The following is a 20,987-nucleotide window of genomic DNA, read 5'->3' on the forward strand; positions in this document are numbered from 1 at the left end:
CGTAAAAGCCGGCGGCACAATCGGCCGTCAGCGGCTTCCCAATTCGGCAATAACTTTTTCGGTAATATCAACGGTCGGACTGTACCATAAGATACCGTTTGCCTGCTGTAAGCTCAATATAAGGGTATAGCCCTCACTTTCGGCAATATGGCTTATCACTTTGTACAGCTGCTGGTAAAACGGATTGGAATTTGCAAGATTTTTGCGTAATTTTTCCAATTCCATGTTTTTTGAAGCCGTATATGCTTCCAAAAAATCCGCTTTTTTTGTTATATCCGCTTCGGTACGCAAAGCTGCGGCGCTGTTTCCGCTTTTTTCGTATGCGATTTTTTTATCCTGCAGGTTTTTCAGTTCGGTAGTCAGTTTATCGATTTCCGCCTGAAAATCGGCTTTTTTTGCATCATAACTGCGTACCGCCGACGATTCACGAAAGTAGGTTGTGTATACGCGGCCGGTATCGACAACGCCGACATTCGTGATTTGTTGGGCATAAAGCCCTGCACAAAAAAAGACTGCGGTTATAAAAATCAAACTTGTTTTTTTCATATATATCCTTCAACTCCTTATTGATTTACCAAATTGAATGAAAGAACGAATCTTCCGGCGTTTTTACTCGACGAGTTCCATTCGAATTTACCGTCTCGCGTTTTAAACGACCATGCCCACATTAAGCGTAAAGGAAACTGGGGAAGCGAAAAACGCAAGCCCGGGCCGAAACTGAAAAAGAAGTCATTCCCCGATAATCGGGTAAACATTTTTTCGGGACTTTCTTTAACCGCAATGATATCCCCGAAAAAGTCGAGCGAAAACACTCCCGGCGCAAGGGGCATACGTACTTCGGCAAAACTGCTCCACATAGCCCTTCCTACAACGGAACTTGATTGGTCCGCCCCGGCAGCCCAGCCGCGTCCGTTAAACATACCGTCTATATAGAGCATATTGTTCATGCCGATGGGCGTGTTTTTTACCGGGAATAAAAAAGTTAAACCGGTATAGCCTGCAAGAACAAATTTTAAGTTCCACGTTTCGGAAACGGGTTTATCCAAGAGGGTTACATATATTTCCCCCTTTGTATCGGTCTTAAAAAAATATTCGGATTCGAGCTTCGGAAGCAGCCCCGTCCATGCAACCTGTTGACTTACAAACCAGCCCTTTGAAGGATCAAAGAGGGTATCGCGGGCATTTAAAGCCCCCTTCATCCACAGCGTATTTTGAACGGCGAATTTACCGTGTCTATCGCTGACCGTTACATCAACCGGGGTATAGAGGGATGCATCATAAAAATTCCGTGAAAATGAGTTTGACAAACCTCCGGTAAGCGTAAAAGCTGCAAAATTCCATACCCAGCGTTTTCCAAGCGAAACATCGCCTCCGAAGGCGACCTGGTTGTAATTCATATAATAGTCGGTTTTATTTACGCCGCCGGGAAAATAATTGTAATAGGGAGCCGTTGCGGCACGATGCTTTATATGTAAGCCTGCGTTAAAGTTAAGCGGGCGGTTTAAAAACCAGGGGTCGTTAAAATTAAAGCCGAGGGTTTGCTCTTCATTGGAACCGTTCAAATTGACGCCGATTGATTTACCCGTTCCCAAAAAATTGGAATCTTTCCAGTTTATAAAGGCGGACACGGGCCAGGCGGAAGGGTCGGCAATACCGGAAAAGGTGATACCGAATTCAACGGATGTGGTGGACTGTTCTTCAACGGAAATAAGCAGTTCCATAAGGTTTTCTTCGGAGCCCTGTACAATCTGGGGAATAACCGAAGAAAAAAAGCCGAGATTATATAAACTGCGCAATCCCGTTTCTATCTTGCGCTTTGAAAAAATATCTCCGCTTTCCAGGGGAATTTCGCGCAAAATAACATAATCCTTTGTTTTTTTGTTTCCCGTAATGCTTATTTTTTCAATATGACTGCGGCGGCTTTCCGTTATCATCAGGGTACAGGATATAAGACGGTTGTCGGTATCTTTTTTTATATCCGGATAAAAGGTATTCGATGTATAACCGTTTTCATAGTATAAGTCGGCAATAGCGGCAAGACCTTCCTGAAAACGGGTTTGGTTAAATGTACTTCCTTTTTTCAGTTTTACCAAAGAAAGCAATTCCTGATCCGAAAAGATGCGGTTCCCCTGTATTGTAATGCCGTTAAAGATATACTGTGCGCCCTCTTTTATAACATAGGTTATCGTCATTTCATCGCGCTTTTTTTCTTCGTTATAGGCGACATCCCGTATAACATCAACAAGGACAATATCCATAAAGCCCTTAGTTTGGTAATACAGCAAAACCGCTTGTTTATCCAATTCCAAGGCCGATTCCTGAAAGGCTCCCTTACTGAACAAACCGGCTTCTTTTAATTTCATGTCTTTTTTTAAGTTCTTTTCGGAGGCAAAAACGTTGCCCTGAAAACGTATCGCCGTGATAACCGACTTTCTTCCTTCGGTAATTTTAAAAACAAGTTTAACGCCGTCACTTTCTTCGGTAAAGTCGGAAACGATGCGAACATCCGTATAACCCTTTTCAAGATACAGATTCTGAAGCTTCCGTTCATCGAGCAGCACCTTGGACAAAATAAAAATATCACCCTCTTTTAAAGCGGCCGCATCGCGCAATTCGGAACTACGCAGCCCCTGATTTCCCGAAAAACTTAAGGACTTTATAACGGGCCGCTCGGTAACGTTAAACTGAAGAATAATCGCTTTTTTTTCCGGATCGGCCGGTAAAGCAAGGGGCGTTATCTCTTCAAAATATTCCAAAGCATAAATTTTATTTAAAAGTTCGCTGTATACTTCATCGGAAAAATCCCGGCCGATAAAAGAATCCGTAACGGCCTCAACGTCGGAACTTTTTACAAAACGAAGCCCGTTAAATTTAATACCGCGAATCTCTTTATCGTAATACCAATCGCTTTCGCTTTGAGCCGCTGCATGTATACATAAAAAACTCAACACACAAAGATAAATAAAAGTTAAAATACGCTTTTTGCCGTACATAAAGCCTCCACGGTCAAATTTATAAATTCAAAAATCAAAAATTAAACTTCCACGATATACTGATTGAAGTATGCGGAACAAGCAGTTTCCAATCGGAGTTCAGTTCGGGAGCGATACTCCATCTTATAGCCCCGAACGGAGAAGGCAATTCCAAACCTATTTCCGGACGGAATTTCAATCCTGCGGTATTCTCATTACTTGCAGCGGAAACGGCATCATAAGCCAAATGCAGCATTGCATCGGCATATATGGTATCTCCGAAATACTTACCTATATAAACAGTTGTATTATCCAAAAAGTTACCGACGGTAAACCTTTGCCCGCTGTTTACGCTCAACGCACCCATAAAAGCATTTTGTAAAAACATAGTGCGCAGTGAAAATATATCAAATTTAAATAAATCACGCAATCGGTTTTCAACACCCCTAAAAACGGCGACTTGAGCCCCGTAATCGGCCAAGCCTCCCAATAAGGCGATAGGATTCGCAGATGCTTCTCCGGCATCGGCCAAAAAGATGCGCCCCAGCAATGTCATAATTTCCTGCTGCGATTTTACCGGTATTGACGAAAATGAGGGATTTAATCGGCTTAAGGGCTGGTTTACGACACTGAGTATAATACGCACGGGAGAGCCGTCGGCAGTCCGTTCCCTGATTTCCGCACGGGCGGTTAAGCGTGGATCAAAGATTTCCATGGTCTCATTTAAAACGGCCGAAGCTTCCTTTACATAAAAAGTCCTGTTTAAGTACAGAATTTCTCCGCCCTTCATCGTAAAAGCTCCCGTAAAAGCCGAATGTCCGAACCGAGTATCTATGAGAATGCGCAGGGGTTCGGTTTGCGTAACTATGCCGCGTAAAAACGGATTTGTTTTTGACGGAATAAACAAGCGTGACTTTGAATCGGCCGTTATCGTTAAATCCACAATCGTATCAATGTCGCTGCCGGAAGGAGGGAGTTCTCCGTCCGGAGTCAGGGTAATAACGGCATCGAGGCTTTCAACTCCGATAAAACCGCGGACATCGACGGTTTCTTTATCAACAAAAAGCGTAATGTCGGCCTGAGCATTCCCGGTAAAAAGTCCGTGAGGCATCTTATACCTTCCCGCAGCAGGGACTTTCCCTATTGTCTTTACCTGTAAAGCCAGAGTATCGAAATCCATTTTTTCCAATGTAATGTCCGCATTAAGGCTTACACGGGCGCCGCTTTTTTCTCCTACAAAGATACTGTCGGCTGCGGAAAAAACATTATCCACCGTTTTTACGCGAAAGTCCTTACACAGCATTTTTTCATCAAGATAATCGGGCACACCGATGAGCATATCGGTTCCCCTGAATTCGGCATTTATAAGCGGATTAAACACGGAGCCGGTAACGGTGCCCCGTCCGACGGCACTTCCCGAATAAAGAGAAAATACCGGTAAATCCAAAAGTTTTGCAAAGGTTTTTCCTTCGGCGGCTATATCGTCAACAAATAAAAACAGTTCATCGTTTTGAACCGTCCCCTGCAGGTTAAAACGTACGGGAAACGTTTTCCCCGCTTTTACTTCCAATTCCCCCGTATCCGAAAAACCGCCTATTATTTCTCCGAACAAGCCTGCATAAAAATCAAAGCGGCCGGGAGTACGGATAAGCTGTATTTTATAATTTTCACGCGTATCGAAGAACGATCCCTCCAAATGCGATAAAAGCAAATCGGCCTGAAATGATTTTTGTTTAAACGGCAGTTTTTTATCTTCGTCAAGAGGAGAAAGCGTAAAAGAAAAGGGACTTTGAAAGTTTTTCTCCCTGAAATATATATCATTTGAAAGCTTTCCGCTCAAATTGCCCCGAAGCGAACCCGAAAAATCCTCAAGAGCTATATTGCCGTCCAATGCTTGTACATTTAAAACACCGTAACGTATATTACATTCGGATAAGGCGAGGATATCGTCTTCAAGGCCTAAGGCCCCTTCCATAAAAACTTCAGATGTTCCGGCATTAAAAGATGCCTTATCTATATGCAATTGTACGGATAAGTCTTCCGCCGTGCCCAGAGCCGTTATACGCCCGCTCAAGCCGTGTTCCTGATTTTGCAGTTTTAAAAACCGGGCGGCAGGCAAAGAGCGTATTTCGGCTTCCCCGGAAAAATAAACGTTTTCCATAAAATCGCCTGCCGAATTTTTTATTCCCTCCGGATTATAAGCTTGCAGTATAATCGAATACATTTCCGACGAAAAAGTATCGGCTAAAGAGAGGTTTAGAGAAACAGAATCAAAAACGTTTTCCTTAAATGCCCACAAAACATTGATGTTTCCGTTCAAAGAAGACAATTCGTCCGAATACGCAGTGTGATTAAAATACAGTCCTTCAGGGCCGGCAAAACCCGAAAGCGCGATACGGGGCGATACTCTTAAACGGCCCGAGGACTCGGAAAGGTCGATGTGATTAAAACGTATATTCCAATCCTCGGCACTCTTATATTCTCCCTGTAAAGAAAGCGAATATGAAAACAATAAATTGTTTATAGCAAGGGGAACCGAAGAAGCTTCCAGGGAACCGGTAAAACCGCCCTTTTTATCCGTATACATTGAAACGCTGAAATTATAGTCGCCGCTGATGTTCAAAAATCTATCGGGGGCATAGACGCCGGAAATGCTATAGGGCAGAGAATTGACGAACAGGGATGCGGAAAAAAAGATTTCTTCTTTCGGAGATGCAATATCGGCGTTGGCTTCAAGCTGGACGGATTGGCCGCCTGAAAGCATATCGAATTGTCCTATGCGGAATACCGATTCGGTTCCGTCGAGGGAAAACAAAAGCAATTCATTGTCTTTTTGTGTATTTGCTATAACCGCATAGGGTGTATTATAGGTAAAGGTTTTAAAATCGGTTGAAAAAAACAAATCGAAGGAAAAAATATAGGGTCTTAAGGCCGGTACAAAGGATAAAAGAGGGCCGGCTTGCTTTTCGGGTAAAAACCATGCGGCGGCCGATGCAACGGAATCGGAAAAGACGTTTTCCGCCGAAAGCTGGGCTTGTACGTAGTTTTGTTTTCCCGCCGAAAAACTGCCGTTTAGCCGGATGGCACCGGGACCGGCTATATCGGCTTTTGAATAGTCAAAGGCTTCAAACGTAAAATCGCGGGAAAGGCCTTCGCCGATAAGACGCAGCTGTACGGCGGTTAAACTGTTTTCTCCGAAATAGAGCTGGGGAATAAAAAACAGGCTTTCGTTTTCAAACGATTCCATATAGAGTTCCGCCGAAATACGATTGCCGTTCGCAAGCCGTACCGAACGGATAAGGGCGGTTCCCTGAGGCCTCAGTTTTTTTATATCAAAGGTTCCGGCATATTCGGCGGAAACAATAGAAGACTCAATATCTATAAAATCTATGCGAACACGGGAATCGTCTCCGGCAAACTTAAAAGCCAGGGTGCCTTTTTCAAACGTACGAAAATCCGCCCTTAGATTGCCCTCTGCCGCATAGTTAAGACTTCCGCTTGTTTTATTCCACAAGGCCGTATATTCGCCGGAAATAAAACACGATTTAAGCTCGTGTATTGCAAGATTCTTTTTTTTAGCTTTTACAATATCAAAAAGGTTTAAATCCGAGGCGCTTAGCTTTACCGAAATGTTTTCAAAATCCGGGTCGGCGGAAGCCGTCAAACTGAAAGGGAGCATGCTTTGCATTAAAGATAAACTTATAGAGTCTCGCGCATATGAAAAATACATATTTAAAGGAGACACCGTATAATCGGATTCTCTGAGCGGGAACACACGCAGCTGGGCAAAACTGTCTTCCACAAGCGGGGTAAGCCGGGCTTGAGCTGAAAAGCCGAGTACCAGGGTTCCCCAAGACGTGTTTTTTTTCGTAAGATCGGAAAGAACGTTTTTTCCGGACAGTGTCCATTGCAGGGACTTATTATTTTCAGGCCGATTAATTTTTAAAGCGGCAATGTATAATTGATTTTGTATATAGGCATCCCTATATATAAAAGACATATTCTTGATATGCAGTTGAAGCGGAAGCGAAAACAAGGCGTCGGCGAGCGTTTGTATTTCTTTTTGTATATTGAAGTCTTGAGGCTGCGGACGCCGATTTTTATTTGTAAGAGATTCTACCAGCGAAAAAAAACGTCTGCGCATTGCATATTGGGTAAAATCGTCGTAGTCGAAGCTGACGCCGGAAACCACCAATTCTCCGGGAACCTCTGCAATACTGCCGCTTATAAGTTTTAAAAGATTCCACTTGAGCTTTACCGAGCGGATTTTTAAAACGGGTGCGGAACTTTCGAGGTCGCGTACAACGATATTCGACATACGAAGACCCGCCAAAACCGAGTGGGAAAGGGCTTGATAGGAAACATCGAAACCGGTTTTTTCACGTAAAAGAGCAAGATAATCGTCTCTGAGGCGTTCAAAAGACACGGAAGCTGCCGCAAGTATAAGGCGGGCGCCGGCAAGGGCCGCAATGCTTATACATAGGAGAATAACTACACTCAAACTGCGCAACAGGGTCTTTTTTTTCATCCGCTTAAAGAGTATAATATCAAATAATACAAAATTATGGTAGGGACTGAAAATTGATATTACGCGATTTTATTGTTTTTGAAGGCATAGACGGTTCGGGAACTTCCACCCAAATAGAGCGCTTACAAAGGCGCTTAAACGGAAAAAATGCGGTTTTTACGGCCGAACCGACAAAACTCGAAACGGGTATCTTTTTGCGCCGCGTATTAAGCGGAGAAATCGAAGTTGCCCCCGAAACCGCCGCCCGCCTCTTTGCGGCGGACCGTTCGGAACACATATACGGAAAGGGCGGCATTGCAGAAACATGTAAAACAAAACTCTGCGTATGCGACCGCTACCTTTTTTCAAGCCTCGCCTATCAAAGCGTCGAATGCGGCTTTGAACTTCCCGCAAAGCTGAACGAAGACTTTCCCCTGCCCGAAACCGTTTTTTATTTCCGCATAGACCCCGAAATTTCACTCAAACGCATAGCCGGGCGCGGTATAACCGAAATTTACGAAAAAAAAGACTTTTTGGATAAAACCGCTTCGGCCTACGATAAAATTTTTGCCGATTTTGAAGCAAAAAAAACGGGAATGAACATTGTACGTATCGATGCCGCACAAAGCGCGGATAAAATCGAAAAAATCATCTGGAGCATAGTGGAAAAATTGCCGATATTGAAACCGTGAAGCGCTTTTTTAAATTATTGTCCGCAGCCGCAGCCCTTGTCCTCTTTACTTTGCTTTTCAGCTCTTATGCAATTACGTTTAAAGAACAGTATTATAAACTCTATCACGTGCATTATCAGCAATATCCCGACGACGTAATGGAAAATATCTATTGGCTTGAACGCGCCGTCGCCGCCGATTTTGCAAACCCGCAATTTGCCCTTACTCATATAAAAGATAAAAAAGATTGGGAAAAATACCGCTATTTATTTATGATGCACGTAAACCTTAAATTGATTGAACAGCACATGAGGCTCGGGCGCACATGGGATAAAAAAATCGCTTATTTTTACGATGCTCCCTGGAAAGAAGAGTACCTTCGCGATTTGGAAACCGCCGAACGCTGTTACCGTGCGGGCTTGTACTATTGGACGGAAGCTAAAATTTGGGCGGAAAAAGCGAATCAGTCCAAGTTCAAATTCCTTTATTTGACGGGCATTCAAAACTGGGAAGACGAATCCTACCGCATAGACAGGGGCGAATTGAATTACGAAAAGGTTTTAAACCGCGAACTTACGCGTTTGCAAAAAGTAAAAGAAAGCTTTATTGCAATGGATGAAAATACCTATTAAAATAGAGCTATGAATACATCTCATTTTACAATACGGTACAAAGCCGTACATCCGGGAACGGAGTGCACGCAGCTTCTTTTTTACAGCTCAATCGAACAAGCCCTGCAAAGCGCAGCTAATACGGAACCGAATGCCAGCAATACAAAACCTGTCGCGGCCGCTTCTACAGTGCAATGCGCTACGTCTGCCAAACAAAACCGCCTTTATATTACCGACGAGCGGGTTGCCTCCTTAAGCCCCGTAAAAAACTTTTTGGAAAAGCAAAAAAGCGAGGGCATTCCCGTATGCATCGTAAAAGCGGGCGAACAACACAAAACAATCGATACCGTTTTGGAAATTGTAAAAACCGCCCTCGATAACAATTTAAACCGTTCATCAACCTTTATCGGCATAGGAGGCGGGGTTGTCTGCGATATGAGCGCCTTTGCCGCCTCCGTTTTTAAGCGGGGTGCCCGCGTCGATTTGGTGCCGACTACCCTGCTTGCGATGGTTGACGCGGCAATAGGCGGAAAAACCGGCTGCGACTTCGGCAGTTATAAAAACATGATAGGAAGCTTTTACCCCGCCGGCACACTCTATATAGCGCCCGAATTTATACACAGTTTAAGCGACACCGAATTCCGTTCGGGTCTTGCCGAAGTTTTAAAAACCGCCCTTCTCTACGATAAAAAGCTGTTCCGCCTTTTACGGGAACAAAAAGAAAAGGTTTTAAATCGGGAAGCGGAAATTATAAATCACATTGTAAAAGTATGTGCCCGTGCAAAGGCGAAAACGGTACAAAAAGATTTAACCGAACGCGGTATACGCATGCACTTGAATTTGGGGCATACCTTCGGCCACGCTCTTGAAACCCTGACAGGTTTGGGAACAATCAGCCACGGAGAAGCGGTTGCATGGGGCATAGGGCGCGCAGTCGATTTAAGTGAAAAACTGGGGCTTTGTCCGTCATCATACAAAGAAGAGGTGTACCAAGTTCTTCAAAGCTACGGATGGAGCTGCGAGCGCATTCACAGCGTACTGCAAACCGCACTTGCGGACAGTCCGACAGAAGAGCTTTTGCAGGCGATGAAAAAAGACAAAAAAAACAGCGGCGGCACCGTCCGCCTCATATTGCAAAAAGGCATAGAATCCGCACTTATAAGAGAAGTTGAAGATGAACATATCCGCACAGTACTTTGATTGGGCTGCAAGCGCGCCGCAAAACCCCGAAATAGCCGCCGAAGCTTTGGACATTGCGCAAAAATACGCGGCAAATCCTTCGAGCGTACACAAGGCGGGCATTGAAGCGCGCGAAAAACTCGAAGAAGCGCGAAAACGCTGCGCCGATGTTTTAAACGTAAAGCCCGAATGCCTCGTTTTTACATCGGGCGGCACCGAATCGAACCACATACCCCTTGTTTCTTTACTGCAAAAGCCGATTAAGGGCAGCATTGTTATAAGCGCGATAGAACACGCCGCCGTCCGCGAACAGGCCCTTGCATTACGGCACTGCGGAAGACGTATTATCACCGCCGACTGCGGCAAAGACGGCATTGTAAGCGCCGATGAGGTTTTAAAAAAATGCGAGGGCGATACCGAAATGGTGTGCATTATGGCCGTCAACAACGAAACGGGGGCAATACAGCCGGTGTATAAAATCGCCGATGCTCTTGCCTCGCTCAAGGGAAGGCGGCCTAAACTGCACGTGGATGCCGTGCAGGCGGCGGGGAAAATTCCCTTTGATTTTTCTTATACGGGCATAGACAGCGCCGCCGTCAGCGCTCATAAAATATACGGCTGTCGCGGCATAGGCCTTTTATACACGGCTTCGCGGACTGAAAGCTTTTTAAAAGGCGGCGGCCAGGAAGGCGGTATGCGAAGCGGAACCGAAAACCTGTTCGGCATATGGAGCCTTATGCGCTGCCTTGAAACCTGTGCCGAAAAAACCGCATGCACGGCAGCCCTCGAAGCGCAAAAAGAAAAAACCGCCTTTTTTATCGGCGCTTTACAAAAAATTCCGGGCTGCACCATTATACCCGAAGCGCGCGCCGCTTTTCCCGACTTATATTCGCCCTGGATTGTGCAGGCAAGCTTTAAGGGTATTCCGGGAGAAGTTGCCGTACGCGCGTTAAGCGAACGGGGCTTTTATATTTCAACCGGTTCGGCATGTTCGGCACGCAAAAACAAACGTCCCGTTTTAAGCGCAATGAAAATCGACGAAGAAACCGCGCGCAATTCCGTGCGCTTTTCGTTCGGCTCCATGCAAACGCATAAAGACATCGAAGCGCTTATAGAAGCGGTACGGGAAGTAAACGCCTTATTCGGCCAAAAGATTTAGGATTTTTTCTTCAAGAGCCGCTTTTTCGGGGCCGAGACGGATATAGGCGCTTTTTACCGCATCCGCACCCGATTCACTTGCAAAATCGGCCGTACCGCAAACCGCCGGCTCGCTTTCAGCCCGATTACAAAGCAGGCTTTCGTTTTTTTCGTCAAGGACTGCCGAAAGCGGACTTCCGCGCAGGACAACGATACGTCGGGCGAGGCAGAGGGCTTCCCGGATATCGTGGGTTACCGAAACAACGGTACGTTTTTCTTCCCGGCACAATTTTGCAAACAGGGCCATAAGGCGGAATTTTATATGCAAATCCAAAGACTGAAAGGCTTCGTCCATCAGCAAAATGCGCGAAGGATAGGCAAATGCGCGCGCCAAAGACACCCGCTGTTTTTCGCCTCCCGAAAGCTCGTCCGGAAAAGCATGTAATTTATCCTGCAAACCGCATTTTTCAAGATAGCTACGGGCGCGCTTTTTCGCTTCAAGAGGAGAAAACAAAGATATAAGGGGAAAAAAAACGTTTTGAAACACGGTCGAGCTTTTAATTAAACGGTCTTCCTGAAATACATAGGAAATAAGAGCTTTTTCCGCGCAGGATTCGCCTCGCGTACAAAACGAAACGCTTTTATCGGCGGTTTGCAATAAGCCCGCAATCAAATCGAATAAACTCGTTTTTCCCGCCCCCGAAGGCGCAATCAGGGCGGTAATCGTTTCGGCTTCAAAATCAAGAGAAAAATCTTTAAAGAGGCTTTTTCCGCCGCGCTCAAGTGTCAAATGTTTTATCCGAATGTCCGTCATCGTTTTTTCCGCCGATTAAAAATCATGCCCAAAGCGCGCTCGCACAGATAACTCAATACGATAATTGCAATCGTATAGGCAAACACATCCGCCGTTTCTATGTGAGTTTTGGCGGTTTGCATAGCCGTCCCGATTCCTTTTTTGGGAAGACAAATCACTTCGGCGGCGGCAACCACCTTCCAGCTCAGTGAAAAAGCCGTCAACGCGCCCGATAAAAAATACGGAAGTACCGACGGCACATAAATATAGCGGATTTTTTGTATAACAGTAAAGCCGTAAATGCGCGCCATGGCAAGAATTTTTTGATCCGTTTCGCGTATGCCCGAAGCGCAGGAAGCGCTCATAATCGGCAGCGTCATAAGCAAGCCGATAAAAACGGGCACCGTATCGGTCGAAAACCAAAACACCGCAAGCAAAATAAAGGACACAACGGGAGACGCTTTTATAATCCCCATCGGAAAGCCGATAAAATCTCTAAAACGGGGAAAAAGGCCTGCTAGGGTGCCTAATACAATCGATAAAACAAGGGAAATAAAAAACGAATACACACTGCGGAAAGCCGTAGCACCCGCATGCTGCCAAAAGCGCGGATCGGCAATGAGAACTCCAATGCGCCGAAAAACTTCGGAAGGGGAAGGAAGCACCAGGGTAAGTCCTAAACGCAGGCTTTGTACCTGCCAAATAAAAACAAGAACGGCTGCCGGCAAAACCGCCGAAATAAAAATCCCGTTAAGCGTCTCCAAAACACCCGATTTTTGTACAGTCATGCCGGCAAGTATAGCAAAGAATTATTTTAAATAAAAGCCGTCGTCGGGGAGTTTTCCTCCGATGGATTCGGGTGCGAATTCCGCAAACACGGACAAAAGGCGCTCTACGTTTTGCCTGCTTTCCCGGGCGCTTTGCCATACAAAGGCCGAACGCGGAACCGAAGCGGCAACAATCGGCGCTTTTAAGCCGAGCGTGTGTTTTTCAACCAAGTCGCCGGCAGCCTTCGGGTCGGCATTTACCGCCTCAACCGATTCTTTACATGCCTGCAAAAATAATTCAAGGGTTGCAGGATATTTTTCCGCAAAGGCTTTGCGCACAACCAAAGCCATAACCGGATATTCACAGCCTTCGATACCGCAGGCTTTTTCATAGAGTTTTTGCACGTCCAAAACCCGCGCAATCGTTTTATCCTTTATCGATGCAACCGTCGAAAAAGGCTCGGGTACCAAAGCGTAATCGATTTTTCCTGCAAGGAGGGCGGGAACTATTTCGGGCGTAGGAATGGAAAAATCGATTTCAATACCGTCTGCGGTATTGAGTTCAATACCTTCCGAACGCGCCAAATACCGAATCATATAATCGGGGGTGCCGCCCTGACCGGCAACGGTAAGTTTTTTACCCTTTAAATCGGCAAGGCTTTTTACGGATGTATCACGGCTTATAACCGAAAGCATACCGTTACCCGTGATAGCGGCCAAAAGGACGGCCTGCTTGTTTGCGGTATACACTTTTGCCGCAACGTTTATGGGTAAGATGCCCGCATCGACTTCACCTTTTAAAAGCTTGGGCAACAGCACTTGCGGAGAAGCCGACACTTCAAAGCTTGAAGGAATGCCGTTCAAGTCGGGAGCCTTTTCAAAAAGAGGCACCATACCGATACCGCTGGGGCCGTTTAAAACGGACATGCGTACGATTTCGGGCTTTTCGGGTTTTACCGGAACGATTGCCGCGGCATCCGAAGAAGGTGCAGCCTTTACAGGCTCGGCACTTTGCACTTGTGCAGGCTTTGCAGATTCGGTATCTTTCGTTCCCTTTGCAAAAAGCGGATTTACAACGCATAAAAGCGCAATCACACCGACAATCAACATACGATTGGGTTTCATATTTTCTCTCCTAAGCCGCCGCGAGGATAGGCCGAAAGGCGTTTAATTTAAAGGCGCCGAAGGGCATTTAAAAGGCGGCAAAATTATAAGGATAGACTAACATTTTAAGAAACTCATGTCAAGGATGGGCGGAAATCAAAGTTCCGTAAACGGCAGCTATACGGTGTGATTCATTCGACAAGCCGGTTACGGTACCCGCACAATTCAAGAGCTTCTCGGTTATAGCGATATTAAGTTTACACACACGTCTTCAACCGCGAGGGTTGGGTGCGTAAGTCATATAGACAGGATGTGAGTTTGTTTCGTTGGCCGTTTAATGAAGATAGGCCTAATCTGCCTGTTATTGGTTCCCCTATTATGTATTATGGTAGAGAGATTTGCCATTTTGTTTTGAGGCAGTTTAGATTGCAAATTGCCGTTCTCCGTGATATAATGAGGAAAGGTCGAAAGAATGTTAGACAGATTTTCTGCATAGGTGAGAATAAAATAATGGAGAACAAATGTTATGAATGATGAAAATAGAAATCCTGGTAAAGATTTAGAAAAAATACTTTCAGGAGGTAAAGCTCCTGCTATTATTCGTGCAATAATGAACATATTAAGCGGGGCAGTTCCATTAGCTGGTGGTATGATAAGTGCTGGTGCAGGGGCATGGTCTGAAAAAGAACAAGAACGAATCAATAAACTCTTTGAAACATGGTTAAAAATACAAGCTGAAGAAATAGAACAAATTGGTAAAACTCTGGCTGAGGTTTTTTGTCGGATAGATTTAAATGATGAGATTATTGAGAAAAGAATCAGTAGTCCAGAATATTTAATATTAATTAAGCAGATATTCCGAGATTGGTCAGCAGGTGATTCAGAGAAGAAAAGAATATATCTCAGAAATTTGTTGGCAAACGCTGCCGAATGTCGACTAACATCAGATAATGTAGTGTCACTATTTATTAAATGGATTGATACATTTAGCGAACTACATTTAGATGTAATTGCATTAATTTATAAAACCAAAGGTATTACTCGGTATGATATGTGGCAATCTTTATATGGTCAGAAAGTTAGGGAGGATTCACCTGAAGCTGATTTATTTAAATTAGTTATTGATGATTTGAGTATGGGACATGTAATTAGACAGGAAAGATTGGTTGATTATTATGGTAATTTTATTAAGTCAGCATCAAGAAGGAAAACGTATTCAAATACATTGAAATCAGCTTTTGATAATGAGAAAGGATATGAGCTAACAGGCATGGGTACTCAATTCGTTCATTATACAATGAATGAATTAGTTCCCAAAATTGAAGGAAATATATAAAAAACTGTCTAACACCCGCTTCAACCTGACATTGCGGAGGAGCCGCAAATGCAGGTTAAGCGAATGTTAGGTTGATACGCTTCGTGAGCGAAGCAATAAGAGTAAAAAATACTGGAGGTAGTATGGAAACAATAAATGAAAAAATTGATGAAGATGTTGAGGTAAGAAACTCTCTCCTGTTAAATGGAATGATTACAGGGTCTGCCATAATTCATGATGGAGCAGAAATCATGCTGAATGGTATGATAGTAAAGAATGTTACCATAGAAGAAGAGGCAAAAGCCATGATCAATGGAATGGTAAATGGTGATGTTCAAAATAATGGTGGCGTATTGGAGATATTTGGAGTTGTAAAAGGGAATATTTATAAAAACGGAGGGAGTACTACAATCCATCCTAAAGCTGTTGTCAATGGTAATATAATTGAAATTAAATAATAGGAGTATAAAATATGAATACACTTATTGACCAGTACTTAGAAGATTTATCAGTAGAACTATCAAATAAATTGGAATATATTTTTAATTATTTCAACATTACGCAAATCTCTAATAAAATGAATGTGTTCAATCAAGATGCATATCTGTTACCATTGGTGAGTAAATATGCAAAGAAAAATATTGATTTATATGTCAAGAATTTTAAATGCAATGTAAAAGCGGCAATATCTAAAGATATTAAGAGCATAGAAGGTTATCAAGCTGAAATGGTAAGACAAATGGAAATAATGCAGGATAAAACATTTTATGATTATTTACAGTCTTTGAACATTAAAGGCAATCCTTTTTTAGAAAGATATATGCAATTATTAAAAGAAAAAATGGAAGAAAAATAAAGCCTAACACTCGCTTCAACCTGACATTTGTTTTGTCACAAAAGTTGCTTGGACGGTCGCCTGAGGCTCCCTTTTTGAGCAACTTTTGCGCCAACTTTGCCGCCGCTATGCACGTCGGCAAAGGCACAAATGCAGGTTAAGCGGCAGTTGGACGAGCCTGTCACAAAATCTGTGTAAATGGCATTTCCTAACAAAGTGGAAAGCGTCCCTCAAAAAGGATAGCGAACTGGTTGACCGCCGGTCCCCATTCCTTAATCGGCATAGTCCACTTTGCGCTCGCATTCTTAATCGCAAGGTACATCACCTTATATATCGAATCGTCATCGGGAAAACTTGATTTATTGCGCGTGACTTTGCGCAGGGAAAAGTTCAGGCTCTCAATTGCATTTGTCGTGTAGATGACACGGCGGATGCTGTCCGGGTACGAGAAGAACTCCGTCAGCTCGTTCCAGTTACGCTGCCATGAGGCCGAAATCATCGGGTACTTGCCGTCCCATTTTTTTCCAAAATCTTCAAGCGCTTCACGTCCGCTGTCTGCGTTCACTGCACAGTAGATTTCCTTCAAGTCGCGGCAGACTTGCTTCAAATCCTTGTAAGAAACAAACTTCGTCGAGCTTCGGATCATGTGCACTATGCAATGCTGGATGTGAGTGTCCGGAAAAATTGCTCTGAGCGCGTCGGGGAACCCGGTAAGCCCGTCCATGCAGGCTATGAGAATGTCATTTGTACCCCGGTTCTTTATGTCAGTCAGCACACTCATCCAGAACTTCGCTCCTTCCGTGTCAGCAAGCCACAGCCCCAAAACCTCTTTTTTGCCTTCCCAGTTTATTGCCAGAGCAACATACAGGGCTTTGTTGACGTTCTTGCCGTCCTGTCTTGAGTTTACTCGTAAGGCATCGAGGAAAAGTATCGGGTAAGACTTCTCAAGCGGGCGATTGCGCCACTGGCGAACATCCTCAATGACTGATTCGGTCACTCGAGAAATTAATTCCGGTGAAACTTCCACCCCATAGATATTCTGCAGGTGCCGTTGTATGTCGCGGCAGCTCATCCCGAATGAGTACATCGAGATAATCTGGTCGTTGAACAAGGGGGCACGTCTGTCGTGTTTAGGGATTATCAGCGGCTCGAATGTGCTATTACGGTCGCGCGGTACCTCGATTTCTACCGTGCTGTTGTCGTTCATGATTACGGACTTGTCCGTGTAGCCGTTTCTACTGTTGCCCGAGTTGTCCCCTGCATTGTCATGCTTTGCATAGCCGAGGTGCTCATCCAGCTCTGCCTGCAACGCCCGCTCATAAAAGCGCTTTGTAATTTGACGTAATAGTCCGTCCTGACCGGTAAGCTCATCCTTGGTCATTCCGTGGAAATCAATCCGATCGAGCATCTGATCGATTGCGTCCTTCTCTTTCTTGTTTTTTCTGGCTGTCATATACTCCTCCTAGAGTATCATATTTTCAGCCATTTACACAAATATTTTTACAGGGCCAGTTGGACAGATGCCTTACGGCACAATTAACTGTAACTTTGAAAATAGGGTGTATTTTTTATAAATTTAAGACTTGAAATCCAATTAATATCTTAGGTTCTTTTGATTGTGTCAATTTTAATCCGCAATTTTGTTCCTGAAAAAAGTCATACATCCTTCATGCTGCGTTAAACAGAATCTCCTTTTGAACTTTTATTGAACCGGCATTTATGTAGCAACGCTCAGTTTGCCAGTCCTCTGAATACTCAAGCAGATAGCTTGTTATCAGCCTTATATAAGCATCCGTTGACGGAAAAATGCCGACAACAGATGACCTTCGCCGGATTTCACGGTTAAGCCGTTCAAGCGTATTGGTGCTTGAAATCTTACGACTGTCCAGTTCCTCAAAGGCGTAAAACTGTACGGAATCTTCGAATCCTTCTTCAAGACATGCTACTGCTTTGGCAAATGATTTTTCATATTCCTTACAGAAATCATCTTTCAGTGCTCTTGCCGATTTTTCGTCAGGAGCTTTCCAGATAAGCTTCAACCGTGCAGCAACTTTTTCCTTGTCTTTCTGCCCAACATATGCAAGTATATTCCGCATGAAATGAACCTTACATCTTTGCCACGTAGTTCCCGGCATGGCTGTGCGTATCGCCGCCTGTAGCCCCATGTGTGCATCGGAAACGCACAGCCAGACTTTCTCAAGTCCGCGTTCCTTGAGCCTTCTGAAAAGAGCTGAATATGTATGCTCAGATTCATTTTCCATAGGCTCTACAGCAAGAATTTCTTGCTGTCCTTCAAGATTTACCGCCTTAATGACCATCACGGCCTTGCCGACAATCCTATGGTTGTCACGAATCTTTTCATAAAGAGCGTCTGCCCAGATTACCGGATACTCTGCTTCCAGCCTGCGGTTGCGGAACTCTTCGACCATTTCATCTAATCCACTGTTTATCTCGCTGACCTCAGATGCGCTCAGGCTTTCAATTCCGAGTTTCTTCGCTATATGCTCAATCTTGCGGGTTGACACTCCGTTCAGCCAGCATTCCTGCACGACCTGAATAAGCGCCTGTTCGCTGCGTTTCTTCTCCGTCACAAAGAACGGGATATAGCCGCCTTGACGTATTTTGGGAACCGAAAGATAAACGGTTCCCAGCCTGGTATCAAAGCGGCAGATTCTGTAGCCGCATCTGTAACCGGTACGGCTTTGCGCATGAATCCCTTTTTCCGCTCCGGTCTTGTGGGCAACTTCAATCTCCATGAACTTGTCCATTACCCACTGGAGCATTTCCAACATAGGATCTTTTGCCGTTACAAAATCCAGTAGTTTATTTTCGAAAAATGTAGTATCGTTCTTCTTGGCCATTGTTTGTTCCTTTTTTGTTAGTGTCCTAACCAACATTCTGGAATTTTCAATGGCTTTTTTCTACCCCAAATTGCGAACTTTATTGTACAATATCATATATTGTTTAATAAAGTATTTAATAGTATAATAAAGATTATAAAGAATTCTTAAAATCTAACTAAATATTTTTATATGGAGGTCTATAATGGTTATTGAAGAAATTAAAGATAGAAGTATAAGTGCTAATTTAGATTCATCACAGATAAAAAATATACGTTTATATGTACAGGGAGCAATATATTGCTGGTGTAAAAACTGCAAAGATGACAAGGATGAACCAACATGGTTTTCTGCAAGTTCATTATTTGGAGGAGCTAATTATAATTGGGAAGGAACTCCGTTATATGATCTATATAAATGGCATAAGAGCAATAACGCAAATGATCCTGTAAATATGGCAGGCCAGGATATTGGTCATTTGTTACGAGATGTACTGAAGACTGATAAAAGGAAATTTAATACTAGAAAAGGATATACGCGTGAATATCGATGGGATGGAAATAGTTAAAGAAATAAACCTAACACCCGCTTCAAAGCCGACATTGCGGAGGAGCCGCAAATGCAGGTTAAGCGAATGTTGGATGGACGCTGCCTAAAGGCAGGCAGGTGCGGAACCGACCTATGATATTTATTTCGACTTTAAAATAAATTTATAAAATCATAGGAGGGTTTTATGAAACACTTTTCCAAATTTACAGTATTACTAACTGCTGTATTATTGGCGCTTGCTTTTGCCGGCTGAAAACAGGCGGCAATAAATGAGGGCAAGACTCTAACTAAACTTGAAACACCCACAAAGTTAGTTATTAATTAGATAACAGAAGGTTTGAATACCAAAGTTAATTGTACATTTACTTACAATGGAAAAATCGGCTTGGGGGCGTCTGCTGCAATTTTAGGCTACTCGACTACAAATGATTCTTCTAAAGCCACTTATGACACATATAATTCCCCTGCTACTGTAGAAGCAGGGGAAAATACAAGAACGGTTAATTATACCGGCTCATATTATTTTAAGCCTACATCGGGGAAAAAATATTATTTCTGGTTAAAAGTAACAAGTTCTGCACATAATGTTTTTGACAGTTCTTGGAGCAATGTTGCTGAGTTTACCTATCCATAATAATTAAATAATCCGGCGATTTTATCCGGCGGGTCACCCCCGCCTTTTTCTTACAATCAGTAAGATGTAGAAAATTTTATGAATTGATTATATAATAGAATTATATAGGAGGTCATATATGCCTAACACTGTTTTAGAAAAAGAAATTGCAACGCTGCCTCATGCCGCAATAAGCGAGGTTGTCGATTTTATCCGCTTGATAAAATTGAAATTTCCCGAAGAAAAGGGTGTTGCTGAAAAAAAATCTCTTTTTGGCATTTGGAAAAATGAACCTTTTTATATGTCTGCGGATTTTGATGAGCCTCTCGAAGATTTTTCGGAGTACATGTAATGAAGTATTTGCTCGATACCCATACAATTCTTTGGTATTTATTCGGTGATGCCCGATTACCGAAAAGTACTAAAGATATAATCGAAGCTAATGCTTGTTTTTACAGTTATGCCTCATTTTGGGAGATTGTAATAAAGCAAAGTAAAAAGAAATTGGAATTTACTCGTACTGTATATGAAATAGATGAGATGTGTAGACGGGCAGGATTTATAAAACTTCCGATTACACTTGATGATTTTAACAGAATTCGAAATCTGCCGTTTCAAGAGAATGTAAGACATAATGACCCATTTGATAGAATTTTAATTTCACAAGCAATTGAAAATGATTTGACAATCATAACTACTGACGGAAATATTCCGTTGTATGATGTAAAAACTGTTTGGTAAAAGATAGAAAACCTAACCCCCGCTTCAAAGCCGACATTGCGGAGGAGCCGCAAATGCAGGTTAAGCGAATGTTATGCATACACGCCACAGGTATGATAAAAAGTAAGATATGCAACAACGTCGCTTCAAACGATAGATAGTGTCACTTTTAGTCCGCAATTTTGGAGTATAAAAGCCATTGGAATATCACAGCAGAGAAAATATCAATGCTTACACAAGCCAGCCGGAAAAGCTTGCGGATGAGTCGGTCTATAATATGTCCGGGGCAAAACTCAAACAAAACAAAAAAAAGCGGGTATCCGAAAACTTCAGCTTACGGATATCCCGCCTTTTGTATATCAATCGCGTTTTTG

19 protein-coding genes are annotated in these 20,987 nt (G+C 43.5%); 11 read left to right on the forward strand and 8 right to left on the reverse strand.

Annotated features, from left to right (window positions below):
- Window positions 1-27 precede the first annotated feature (27 nt).
- From V1L52_RS09390 to V1L52_RS09400, 3 genes are read right to left on the reverse strand one after another with little or no spacing between them, the layout of a single operon-like run.
- Window positions 28-546, reverse strand: a complete 519-nt coding sequence (locus V1L52_RS09390; RefSeq protein WP_428769054.1) for an OmpH family outer membrane protein — start codon at window positions 544-546, stop codon at window positions 28-30.
- 17 nt (window positions 547-563) lie between these two features.
- The gene (gene bamA / locus V1L52_RS09395; protein WP_428769056.1) at window positions 564-2,993 is read right to left on the reverse strand and encodes an outer membrane protein assembly factor BamA; all 2,430 of its coding nucleotides are present in this window, start codon (window positions 2,991-2,993) and stop codon (window positions 564-566) included.
- Window positions 2,994-3,027: 34 nt separating this feature from the next.
- The gene (locus V1L52_RS09400) at window positions 3,028-7,500 is read right to left on the reverse strand and encodes a translocation/assembly module TamB domain-containing protein (protein WP_428769058.1); all 4,473 of its coding nucleotides are present in this window, start codon (window positions 7,498-7,500) and stop codon (window positions 3,028-3,030) included.
- Window positions 7,501-7,553: 53 nt separating this feature from the next.
- On the opposite strand from V1L52_RS09400, the gene tmk reads away from it, so the two are divergent.
- Genes tmk through V1L52_RS09420 form a run of 4 tightly spaced genes read left to right on the forward strand, consistent with a single transcriptional unit; the run spans window position 7,554 to window position 11,099 of the window.
- Window positions 7,554-8,171, forward strand: coding sequence for a dTMP kinase (tmk, locus tag V1L52_RS09405; protein ID WP_428769060.1), 618 nt, complete (start codon window positions 7,554-7,556; stop codon window positions 8,169-8,171).
- Window positions 8,168-8,782 carry a hypothetical protein gene (locus V1L52_RS09410; protein ID WP_428769062.1) on the forward strand — a complete coding sequence of 205 codons (615 nt, stop codon included), beginning with the start codon at window positions 8,168-8,170 and terminating at the stop codon, window positions 8,780-8,782. The genes tmk and V1L52_RS09410 overlap by 4 nt, the downstream gene beginning before the upstream one ends.
- Window positions 8,783-8,791: 9 nt before the next feature.
- Window positions 8,792-9,961: a 3-dehydroquinate synthase gene (gene aroB, locus V1L52_RS09415; RefSeq protein ID WP_428769064.1), complete on the forward strand. Its 1,170-nt coding sequence runs from the start codon at window positions 8,792-8,794 to the stop codon at window positions 9,959-9,961.
- A complete protein-coding gene (locus tag V1L52_RS09420) occupies window positions 9,936-11,099 on the forward strand; it encodes a cysteine desulfurase family protein (protein ID WP_428769065.1) in 1,164 nt (387 codons plus the stop codon). The genes aroB and V1L52_RS09420 overlap by 26 nt, the downstream gene beginning before the upstream one ends.
- Here V1L52_RS09420 and V1L52_RS09425 read toward each other — a convergent pair.
- From V1L52_RS09425 to V1L52_RS09435, 3 genes are read right to left on the reverse strand one after another with little or no spacing between them, the layout of a single operon-like run.
- A complete protein-coding gene (locus V1L52_RS09425; RefSeq protein WP_428769066.1) occupies window positions 11,079-11,891 on the reverse strand; it encodes an ABC transporter ATP-binding protein in 813 nt (270 codons plus the stop codon). The two genes, V1L52_RS09420 and V1L52_RS09425, sit on opposite strands and share 21 nt — an antisense overlap.
- The gene (locus V1L52_RS09430) at window positions 11,888-12,658 is read right to left on the reverse strand and encodes an ABC transporter permease (RefSeq protein ID WP_428769067.1); all 771 of its coding nucleotides are present in this window, start codon (window positions 12,656-12,658) and stop codon (window positions 11,888-11,890) included. The genes V1L52_RS09425 and V1L52_RS09430 overlap by 4 nt, the downstream gene beginning before the upstream one ends.
- 21 nt (window positions 12,659-12,679) lie before the next feature.
- Window positions 12,680-13,762 (reverse strand): ABC transporter substrate-binding protein, encoded by a 1,083-nt coding sequence (locus V1L52_RS09435; RefSeq protein WP_428769068.1) that lies wholly within the window; start codon window positions 13,760-13,762, stop codon window positions 12,680-12,682.
- A gap of 505 nt (window positions 13,763-14,267) precedes the next feature.
- Here V1L52_RS09435 and V1L52_RS09440 point away from each other — a divergent pair.
- The 3 genes from V1L52_RS09440 (at window position 14,268) to V1L52_RS09450 (ending at window position 15,912) form a co-directional block, all read left to right on the forward strand.
- Complete coding sequence (locus V1L52_RS09440; protein WP_024468224.1) at window positions 14,268-15,077, forward strand: hypothetical protein; 810 nt, start codon at window positions 14,268-14,270, stop codon at window positions 15,075-15,077.
- A 122-nt stretch (window positions 15,078-15,199) separates the two neighbouring features.
- A complete protein-coding gene (locus V1L52_RS09445) occupies window positions 15,200-15,514 on the forward strand; it encodes a hypothetical protein (protein WP_428769069.1) in 315 nt (104 codons plus the stop codon).
- Window positions 15,515-15,528: 14 nt separating this feature from the next.
- A complete protein-coding gene (locus V1L52_RS09450; protein ID WP_428769070.1) occupies window positions 15,529-15,912 on the forward strand; it encodes a hypothetical protein in 384 nt (127 codons plus the stop codon).
- A 187-nt stretch (window positions 15,913-16,099) separates the two neighbouring features.
- Here the strand turns inward: V1L52_RS09450 and V1L52_RS09455 are convergent, their stop codons facing one another.
- Both V1L52_RS09455 and V1L52_RS09460 read right to left on the reverse strand, forming a co-directional pair.
- Window positions 16,100-17,299, reverse strand: coding sequence for an IS256 family transposase (locus V1L52_RS09455; RefSeq protein WP_428771794.1), 1,200 nt, complete (start codon window positions 17,297-17,299; stop codon window positions 16,100-16,102).
- Between the two features lie 259 nt (window positions 17,300-17,558).
- A complete protein-coding gene (locus V1L52_RS09460) occupies window positions 17,559-18,752 on the reverse strand; it encodes an IS256 family transposase (RefSeq protein ID WP_428769071.1) in 1,194 nt (397 codons plus the stop codon).
- Between the two features lie 184 nt (window positions 18,753-18,936).
- Between V1L52_RS09460 and V1L52_RS09465 the strand changes: the two genes are divergently transcribed.
- The 4 genes from V1L52_RS09465 (at window position 18,937) to V1L52_RS09480 (ending at window position 20,634) form a co-directional block, all read left to right on the forward strand.
- Window positions 18,937-19,299 carry a hypothetical protein gene (locus V1L52_RS09465; protein WP_428769072.1) on the forward strand — a complete coding sequence of 121 codons (363 nt, stop codon included), beginning with the start codon at window positions 18,937-18,939 and terminating at the stop codon, window positions 19,297-19,299.
- 318 nt (window positions 19,300-19,617) lie between these two features.
- Entirely contained in the window at window positions 19,618-19,914 is a 297-nt protein-coding gene (locus V1L52_RS09470) for a hypothetical protein (protein WP_428769074.1), read from the forward strand.
- A gap of 118 nt (window positions 19,915-20,032) precedes the next feature.
- Window positions 20,033-20,245: a DUF2281 domain-containing protein gene (locus tag V1L52_RS09475; protein ID WP_342036060.1), complete on the forward strand. Its 213-nt coding sequence runs from the start codon at window positions 20,033-20,035 to the stop codon at window positions 20,243-20,245.
- Window positions 20,245-20,634, forward strand: coding sequence for a type II toxin-antitoxin system VapC family toxin (locus V1L52_RS09480; RefSeq protein ID WP_428769076.1), 390 nt, complete (start codon window positions 20,245-20,247; stop codon window positions 20,632-20,634). The genes V1L52_RS09475 and V1L52_RS09480 overlap by 1 nt, the downstream gene beginning before the upstream one ends.
- Window positions 20,635-20,987 lie beyond the last annotated feature (353 nt).

The sequence above is a fragment of the Treponema sp. HNW genome, assembly GCF_050320395.1.
Taxonomy (GTDB): Bacteria; Spirochaetota; Spirochaetia; order Treponematales; family Treponemataceae; genus Treponema_C.